The organism is Actinoplanes sp. NPDC048791 (assembly GCF_040650095.1).
In the GTDB taxonomy this organism is placed as follows: Bacteria; Actinomycetota; Actinomycetes; order Mycobacteriales; family Micromonosporaceae; genus Actinoplanes.
The window spans coordinates 1-8,709 of the sequence record NZ_JBEZGQ010000288.1; the positions used below are offsets into that span (position 1 = coordinate 1).

Here is an 8,709-nt window from a genome sequence, read left to right on the forward strand (position 1 = left end):
CAGGCCCCGCCCGGCTGGACCGTCACCGTCTGGGCCCGGGTGCCCAGCGCCCGGCTGCTGACCTGGACGCCGGACGGCCGGCTGCTGGTCTCGCGGCCCAAGTCCGGTGATGTCGTCGAGCTGGTCCCGAGCCCGGGCGACGCCGCGCCGGTGCAGCGCACCCTGGTCAGCGGGCTGAACCAGCCGCACGGGCTGGCCTTCGCCGGCAACACGCTGTACGTGGCCGAGAGCGACCAGGTGGACGCCTTCACCTACGCCGCCGGCGCGGTGTCGGGCCGGCGGGTCGTGATCGACAATCTGCCCGACGCGAAGAGCCCCGACCTGGGCGGCGCCTACGCGCACGCGCTCAAGAGCGTGGCGATCGGCCAGGACGGCACCCTCTACGTCTCGGTCGGCTCGACCGGCAACGTGTCGGCCGAGGACCGGGACGCGACCCCCGAGCGGGCGTCCATCCTGCGGGCCCCGGCGAGCGGCGGAACGCCCACGGTCTTCGCGCGCGGGGTGCGTAACGGCACCGGGCTGGCGGTCGACCCCGACGGCGCGGTGTGGACGGCGGTCAACAACCGGGACAACATCGAGTACCCGTACGACCGGGACTACGACGGGGACGGTGACTCGGACGAGGGCCGGGTCATGCAGGACTACGTGAACGACCACCCGTTCGAGCCGCTGGCCCGGCTGACGCAGGGACGTGACCTCGGGTGGCCGTACTGCAACCCGGAGCCCGACCTGGAGCCCGGGGCCAAGGACTCGCCGCTGAGCTACACCCGGCGCCCGTTCGTCCGCGACATCCAGAACAACCCGGGCGGCACGAAGCTCGACTGCGCCGCGCTGCCCCCGGTCGAGCAGGGCATGGGCGCACACTCGGCGCCGCTGGGACTGAGCTTCGCCACGGCGCCGGGCCTGGCCGGAGAGTACGGACCGGGCGCCCTGGCCGGCATCCACGGCTCGTGGAACCGCAACCCGCCCCGGCCGCCGGAGGTCTCGTTCTTCGCCTGGCGCGACGGCACGCTGGGCCCGCAGCAGACGCTGCTGACCGGTTTCCAGCTGGAGAACGGCTCACGCTGGGGCCGCCCGGTCATGGCGGTGCAGGGCCCGGACCGAGCCCTGTACGTGAGCGACGACCTCGCCGGAGCCGTCTACCGCGTGACCGCGAGCTGAGCTCCGACAACCGGTCAGTGGCGGAACTTGTCGGAGACCATTCGTAGCTGCTGCGACAGCTGGGACAGCTCGACCGCCGCCGCTTCCGTCTGGGTCGCTGCCTCGTGGGTCAACGTGGTCGTGTCGGCCACCCGGCCGATCGAGTCCGATACGCCGGTAGCCGACGTCACCGCCGCCGCGATGCTCGACACGATCTGCCCGGTCGCGGTCGTCTGGGCGTCCACCGCCGTGGAGATCGAGCGTTGCAGCTCGTCGATGCGGTCGATCACCTCGCTGATCCGGGTGATCGCCTCGAACGCCCCCGCCGTGTCCGTCTGCATCGCCGTCACCTTCGCCGCGATGTCGCCCGTGGCCGACGCAGTCTCCCGGGACAGGTCCTTGACCTCGCCGGCCACCACGGCGAAGCCCTTGCCCTGTTCGCCGGCGCGGGCCGCCTCGATCGTCGCGTTCAGGGCCAGCAGGTTGGTCTGCTCCGCGATGGAGGTGATGATGCTGACCACCGCGGACACCTCCTCGCTGGAGCTGCGCAGCCGGTCGATGGTGCGGTTCGTGGTGACGGCCAGCTCGACCGCCTCCTTGGCCACCGTGTCGGCCTCGGTCACGGCCGTGGTGATGTCCTGGATCGAGCTCTCCAGCCCGCGGGCCGCCGCCGTCGTCTCCTCGACGCTCGAGGTCACCAGGCCGATGTCGCGGCTCGCCTCGGCCGCTTCCGACGATGCCGTACCGGCGCCCTGGGACAGCTGGCGGCTGGTCGCCGTGAGTTCCTCGGAGGCGGCGGCCACCGAGCCCGCGTTGCCGCCGATCTCGATCAGGGCCTGGCGCAGCGAGCCGACGATCGCGTTCAGGCTGCCGCCGAGCTGCGCCAGTTCGTCGCCGCCGGGCAGGGTGGCGTCCACCGTGAGGTCGTAGGCTGCGATCGACCGGGCCGCCGACAGGCAGTGGTCCATCCGGCGGGAAATCCGGCGGGCCAGCAACAGTGCCGCGCCGCCCAGCACCATCGCCGCCAGCAGGCCGGTGACCAGGGTGAGAAGCTTCGCGCTGGTCGCCACCGAGTTGGCCTCGTCGTACGACTGCTTCACCCGCAGCGTGATCGCCGCCTTCAGCGCGTCCAGGGTCTGCGCCGCCTTCGCGTCGACCTCGTCGTACGCGGGCCGGGCGGCCAGCGCCCCGGAGCGGGTCGGGTCCGAGGCGACCCGGCTGGCCAGGGTCACCATCCGCTGCCCGGAGGCGATCAGCTGGTCCAACACCGGCAGCGCGCCGTCGGCCTGGGCCCGCAGCTGGGGCGCGTAGCGGATCACGTCGTCGATGCCGGCCCGGGCCTGCGCCACGTTCTCGCCCAGGCGGTCCAGCACCGTCTGGCGTTCGGTTGCGTTGTTGGTCACCAGCGCGGCCAGCACGTTGCCCCGGAACAGGGCCCGGGCCAGGTCCGCGGACTGGACGGCCTGCAGGGCGGCGGCCGAGTTGCGCGCGGTGGCCTGCTGGGCGGCGATGGCGGATGTGCCACGGTAGCCGATCGCGCCGGCCACGATGACCAGGACGAAGCCGGCCACGGCCAGGGCGGCGATCTGCCGCCGGATGGTGAACGTCACGGGGACCTCCTCACCGCCAGATTATCCGAAATACCCTCATACCGGGCATCTTCCGCTCAGGCTCCCGGGACCCCGGCCGAACAAACCTTTAGGCGTGCCCAGGAGGTCTCATGAGAATCGTTCCCCTGTTGCTGAGCGTCGCGGTGACCCTCGCGACGGCGGCCGGCTGCGCGGATTCCGAGCCGGAGATCGGCCGTCCGGTGGACCGGCTCGCCGAGGCCCGGGCCGCCCTGCCCGACTCGATCAGGCAGTCGGGTGTGCTCATCGGCGGCACCGATCCCACCTTCGAGCCGATGACCTTCATGCAGGGCCCGACTTTTGCCGGGCTCGATGTCGGACTCGGCGAGGCCATCGCCCAGCGCCTCGGGCTCAAGGTCGAGTGGCGCAACGTCGGCTTCGGCGACCTGCTCGACCAGGTCGAGACCCACAAGATCGACTTCTCCATGTCGTCGATGTTCGACCGCGCGGAACGGCAGAAGAAGGCCGACTTCGTCAACTACCTGAACGCCGGCACGTCCATCGTGGTCCCCAAGGGCGTCGGCGACATCGGTGGCATGAGCGGCCTGTGCGGGCGCAAGGTGGCCGCCCAGCCGGAGACCGTCTTCGTCGAGATGGCCGAGGCGCAGAAGAAGGACTGCGGGGCGAAAAAGCTCACCGTCGTCCTGTCCGACACACCGTCGGCGTTCGTGCGCGACGGCAAGGCCCAGGCCGCGCTCAACGACTTCCCGATCGCCGCCCTCGACGTCGAGAAGATGCCGGCCCTCGAGCTCTCCGGGCCCCAGATCGAGGCCATCCCGTACGGGATCGGCATCGCCAAGGACCGCAAGGAGCTGGCCACCGCCGTGCAGACCGCCCTATACGCGCTCATCAACGACGGCTCCTACGACGAGCTGCTGGCCAAGTGGAAGGTCAAGGAGGGCGCCCTGCGTACGGGGGCCATCAACGGCGGCGCGTGACCCCTCCAGCGTCATCGGACAAAGTGAATGTTTCTCGCACTCACCTTGACAGACATCGACGTCGAGCACAGTCTTTGCTGACGTTCGCGCTGCTGGAGCGAGTCCAGCGTGAGTCAAGCGGGTGCCCCCATGCCACTTTTCCCCCTCCGCCGCCGACCCCTCGCGTTCGCCCTCGCCGTTCTCCTACCGGCAGTGGCTCTCTCCGTGTCCCCCACCGCGGCCGCCGCCGCGCCGATCACCGCCGCCGCCGACGCCCTCGACGGCACCTGCGCCGCCCTGCAGGTCTATGACGGCTCCCGGGCCCTCGGCTATGTGGTGCGCAGCTCGGCCGGCTACGGCTTCACGGGCTCCGCCTCGGCCGCCACGCCGTTCCGGCTCGAGGCCACCCAGCTGGCCCGCTACGAGCTCTTCGACGCCTCCGGGGCCCCGGCCTACCAGAGCGTCGCGGGCTTCATCCTGGCCGGCGACGCGTACGGCGACCGCGCCGACTACACGGTGACCGTGAGCGGCGACAAGTACCGCTTCACCAACACCGCCACGGGCCAGATCATGGGCTCGTTCCTGTGGAGTCTCGGCGCGGGCGGCAGCTCCCACACGGTCGCCCTCACCCCGGCCTCGGGCTGCTACACCCCGCCCGACGTCGACCCGGGAGTCAGCGGCACCGCCGCACCCGGCGTGGACAGCAGCGGCAAACTCGTCGGCACGATCGACGCGCACGCGCACATCACCGCCGGCGCCGCGTTCGGCGGGCGGCTGCACTGCGGCGAGGCGTGGGCCCCGGGCGGCGTACGGGACGCCCTCGCGGGTTGCTCCTCACACGCGAGCCTCAACGTGGGCGCGCTGTTCGAAGGCATCATCGGCGGCACCGACGTGGTGAACTCCGCGGAGGACGGCTGGCCCACCTTCGGCGACTGGCCGCAGCACAACTCTTTGCTGCACGAGCAGTCGTACTACCGCAGCATCGAGCGGGCCTGGCGCTCCGGTGAGCGGGTGCTGAACGCGCTGCTGGTCGCCAACCGGGTGATCTGTGAGTTGTTCCCGTACCGGGACACGTCCTGTGACGAGATGGATCAGCTGCGGGTGCAGGCCACGTACCTGTCCTCGATGCAGGACTACATCGACGCCCAGCACGGCGGCAAGGGCAAGGGCTGGTTCCGGATCGCCAAGACACCGGCGCAGGTCCGGGCCACCGCGGCCCAGGGCAAGCTGGCCGTGCTCGTCGGCGTGGAGAACTCCGAGGTCTTCGGCTGCCGCGAGATCAAGGACGTCGCCCAGTGCACCCGGGCCGACATCGACGCCGGCCTCGACGAGCTGCAGGCGATCGGCGTCTCCGGGCTGTACCCGGTGCACAAGTTCGACAACGCGTTCGGCGGCACCCGGTTCGACGCCGGGGTCACCGGAGCGGCACTGAACGTGGCGAACCTGCTCTCCACCGGCCACTGGTGGACGGCGACCAGCTGCACCGGCCCGTCCGACAACGAGCAGCCGCTGGTCAGCGACGACTTCGCCGAGTTGCTCAAGCTGGGCCCGCTCGGCCTGCCGGCGGGCGCGATCCTGCCGGTCTACCCGAGCGGCAAGATCTGCAACACCCGGGGGCTGACCACGCTGGGCACGTACCTGATCCAGCAGATGATCAGCCGCGGCATGATCATCCACATCGACCACATGGGGGTGAAGACCGCGCAGGCCGTGCTCGATCTGGTCGACGCGGCCCGCTACCCCGGCGTGACCTCGGTGCACACGTGGGCGGACCGGGCGCTGGTCGACCGGATCATGGCCCGCGGCGGCTTCGTGGCCTCGTACGCCTTCGCGGCCGACCCGGCCGAGGGTGAGCCCGGCTTCCTCGCCGAGTGGCGCGCCAACAAGGCCCTGCCGCACGGCGCCTCGATCACCGGTTACGGCTTCGGCAGCGACGTCAACGGCCTGGGCCCGCAGGCGCCGCCGCGCGGGACCGACCCGCTGACCTACCCGTTCACCGCACCCAACGGCACCACGGTGAGCAAGCAGGTCTACGGCTCGCGCACCTTCGACCTCAACACCGACGGCGTGGCCCAGTACGGCCTCTACGCGGACTGGACCACCGATCTCATCCGCCACGCCGGCAGCGACGGACCCCTGCTGCGGCAGCAGCTGATGAGCGGAGCCGAGGCCTACACCCGGATGTGGGAGCAGGCGATCGCGGCAAGCTAGTCGACCGAGCGGATCCGGGTGACCAGGACCGAGCCGAGCACGGTCACCGCGGCGACCACCAGGTAGAGGACCGGGTAGCCGCCGAGGTAGGCCACGATCGGGAAGGCCAGGGCCGGGCCGAGGACCTGCGGCGCCGAGTTGGCGATGTTGATGATGCCGAGGTCCTTGGCCCGGTCCTCGGCCGTCGGGAGCACCTGGGTGATCAGGGCCTGGTCGACGGAGAGGTAGACGCCGAAGCCGAGGCCCAGCACGGCGGCGGCGATCAGGGCGCCGGTCCAGGTCGGCCAGAGGGCGAGCAGTCCGGCCGCGGCTGCCATGACGTAGCCGGACACGATCACCGACGGTTTACGCCGGCCGGTGCGGTCCGAGACGATGCCGCCGGCCACCACGGTCAGCACCGTCGTGCCGGTGTAGACCAGGATCAGCAGCAGCAGCCCGTCCTCCGGGCTGCTGTGGTGCACCCGGTCGCGCAGGAAGTACAGCAGGTACAGCGTGGCCATGGCGTTGCCGAGCTGCACCAGGAAGCGGGTGGCCCAGGCCCAGGCGAAGTCGGGGTTGGCCCGGGGGCTGAAGCGGTACACGGCCGCCAGCCCGCGCAGGGTGACCCGCGGGGCGCCGCCGGCCGGGACCGCTGGGTCCGGCGTGAAGAGCAGGAACGGCACCACCGTGAGCACGACCAGCGAGCCGATCAGGAAGTAGCCGCCGGCCACCAGGGTGACCAGCAGGACGCCGAGGATCACGCCGATCGACTGGGTCAGGCCCACCCAGCCGGAGACCAGGCCGCGCTGCCGCACCGGGGTCCGGTCCGGGACGATCGCGGAGAGCCCGGCCTGGAGCGTGTTCAGGCCGGCCTGCGCGACGCACCAGCACAGGGTCAGCCCGATCAGGGTGCGCTGCCCGGAGAGCAGGGCCAGCCCCACGCAACCGAGCAGGGCTCCGGAGGCGATCCAGGTGTGCCGCCGCCCGGTCCGGGCCGTCGTCGCGTCCGACAGCGCGCCCGCGATCGGTCCGACCAGGACGGCGACCAGGGCGCCGGCACCGGTGATGATGCCCAGCGCGGTGGTCTTGTCGATCCCGCCCAGGTCCTGCGCCTGGTTGGGCAGCAGCACCTGCAGGGGCCCGAAGTAGCCCATCCAGAGCCCGAGGTTGGCCAGCGACAGCAGGCCGATCCAGCGGGCGCCCACCCGCGCCGGTTCCACCGCCGCGACGGGCGCGGTCATCTCTGGTCCCGCAGGGCGGCCCGCAGCCAGCCGAAAGAGTCCTTCGGGGTACGGCGCTGAGTGTCGTAGTCGACGCGGACCAGCCCGAACCGCTGCTGGTACCCCTCGGCCCACTCGAAGTTGTCCAGCAGCGACCAGACGAAGTACCCGCGCACGTCGACGCCCTCGCCGATCGCCTGGTGCAGCGCGCGCAGGTGACCGTCGAGGTAGTCGATGCGGGCGGTGTCGTGGATCCGCCCGTCCGGCGTGACCTCGTCCACGGTGGAACAACCGCTCTCGGTGATGTAGATCGGCGGGAGCGTGCCGGCGTACCGGTCGTGCAGTCCGGCCAGCAGGTCGCGCAGCCCGCCGGGGACGACCGGCCAGCCGAAGGCGGTGGTCGGGACGCCCTCGATCGGCAGCATCTCGAACGGCAGCGGCGACCCCTCGGGCGCGGCGGCGACCCGGGTCGGGTTGTAGTAGTTGATACCGAGGGCGTCGAGCGGGGTCGCGATGATCTCCCGGTCCCCGTCCCGGACGCAGGGAGCGCCGTCCAGCAGCGGACTCTCGCCCAGCAGCACCGGATCGAGGAACAGCCGGTTGTGGAAGCCGTCGTACACCGCCGCGGCGGCCAGGTCCGCCTCCGAGTCGCTCGCGGGCACCACCGGCGTGCAGTTGTTGGTGATCATCACCTCGGCCGCCCCGCTCGCTCGCAGGGCGCGCACCGCGAGACCGTGCCCGAGCAGCTGGTGGTGGGCCACCGGCAGCGCGTCGAACATCAGCTCCCGGCCGGGCGCGTGGGTGCCGAAGGCGTAGCCCTGGGCCATGTGCACGATCGGCTCGTTGAGTGTGATCCAGCGGCTGACCCGGTCACCGAGCCGGTCCGCGACCGCGGCGGCGTACTCGGCGAAGCGGTAGCTGGTCTCGCGGTTCAGCCAGCCGCCGGCGTCCTCCAGTGCCTGGGGCAGATCCCAGTGGAACAGCGTGGGCACCGCGGCGATGCCCCGGGCCACCAGCTCGTCGACCAGCCGGTCGTAGAAGTCCAGGCCCTTCGGGTTGACCGCCCCGGAACCGTCCGGCTGGACGCGCGGCCAGGCGATCGAGAACCGGTACGCGTCGACGCCGAGCTCGCTGAGCAGCGCCACGTCCTCGGGCCACCGGTGGTAGTGGTCGCAGGCCACGTCGCCGGTGTCACCGTCGCGGACCCGGCCGGGGGTGTGGGCGAAAGTGTCCCAGATCGACGGGCCGCGCCCGTCCTCGCTGACGGCGCCTTCGATCTGATAGGCCGCGGTGGAGACGCCCCACACGAAGCTCGACGGGAAGCTGGGCAGCGCATCCATGGCCATGACTCCTCAGAAGTGAGAGGAGCTCATATTAGTGACCGCCGGGGCCGTTGGTAAGTCGTCGCCGCGACCGGATTCAGCAGGAGGTCTTGTCCTGGACAACTGCCGTTCATGTCCAGGTCCCTAGCATCTAGCCATGCGCGCAGGACTGTCGACGCTCCCCGACACCGCCGAGGAGCTCGCGTACGAATTGCTGGCCCCGCTGGGCAACCGCTGGCGGCACACCGCGGGGGTCGCCGCGCGGGCCGCCCAGCTCGCCGAGCCCCTGGAG

At 71.5% G+C, this 8,709-nt stretch carries 6 protein-coding genes; 3 read left to right on the forward strand and 3 right to left on the reverse strand.

Features of this window, described 5'->3' with window-relative positions; genetic code table 11:
* Positions 1 to 1,161, forward strand: a 1,161-nt coding sequence (locus tag AB0C29_RS21335; RefSeq protein WP_360822602.1) for a gluconolaconase, incomplete at its 5' end; no start/stop codon positions are given.
* 14 nt (positions 1,162 to 1,175) lie between these two features.
* On the opposite strand, the gene AB0C29_RS21340 is transcribed toward AB0C29_RS21335, so the two are convergent.
* Positions 1,176 to 2,750 (reverse strand): methyl-accepting chemotaxis protein, encoded by a 1,575-nt coding sequence (locus tag AB0C29_RS21340; RefSeq protein WP_360822604.1) that lies wholly within the window; start codon positions 2,748 to 2,750, stop codon positions 1,176 to 1,178.
* Between the two features lie 110 nt (positions 2,751 to 2,860).
* On the opposite strand from AB0C29_RS21340, the gene AB0C29_RS21345 reads away from it, so the two are divergent.
* The gene (locus tag AB0C29_RS21345) at positions 2,861 to 3,706 is read left to right on the forward strand and encodes a transporter substrate-binding domain-containing protein (protein ID WP_360822606.1); all 846 of its coding nucleotides are present in this window, start codon (positions 2,861 to 2,863) and stop codon (positions 3,704 to 3,706) included.
* Between the two features lie 192 nt (positions 3,707 to 3,898).
* Positions 3,899 to 5,896, forward strand: a complete 1,998-nt coding sequence (locus AB0C29_RS21350; RefSeq protein WP_360822608.1) for a hypothetical protein — start codon at positions 3,899 to 3,901, stop codon at positions 5,894 to 5,896.
* On the opposite strand, the gene AB0C29_RS21355 is transcribed toward AB0C29_RS21350, so the two are convergent.
* Positions 5,893 to 7,116, reverse strand: a complete 1,224-nt coding sequence (locus tag AB0C29_RS21355; RefSeq protein WP_360822610.1) for an MFS transporter — start codon at positions 7,114 to 7,116, stop codon at positions 5,893 to 5,895. The two genes, AB0C29_RS21350 and AB0C29_RS21355, sit on opposite strands and share 4 nt — an antisense overlap.
* A complete protein-coding gene (locus AB0C29_RS21360; protein ID WP_360822612.1) occupies positions 7,113 to 8,441 on the reverse strand; it encodes a GH1 family beta-glucosidase in 1,329 nt (442 codons plus the stop codon). Before AB0C29_RS21360 ends, AB0C29_RS21355 begins: the two co-directional genes overlap by 4 nt.
* Between the last annotated feature and the right edge of the window lie 268 nt (positions 8,442 to 8,709).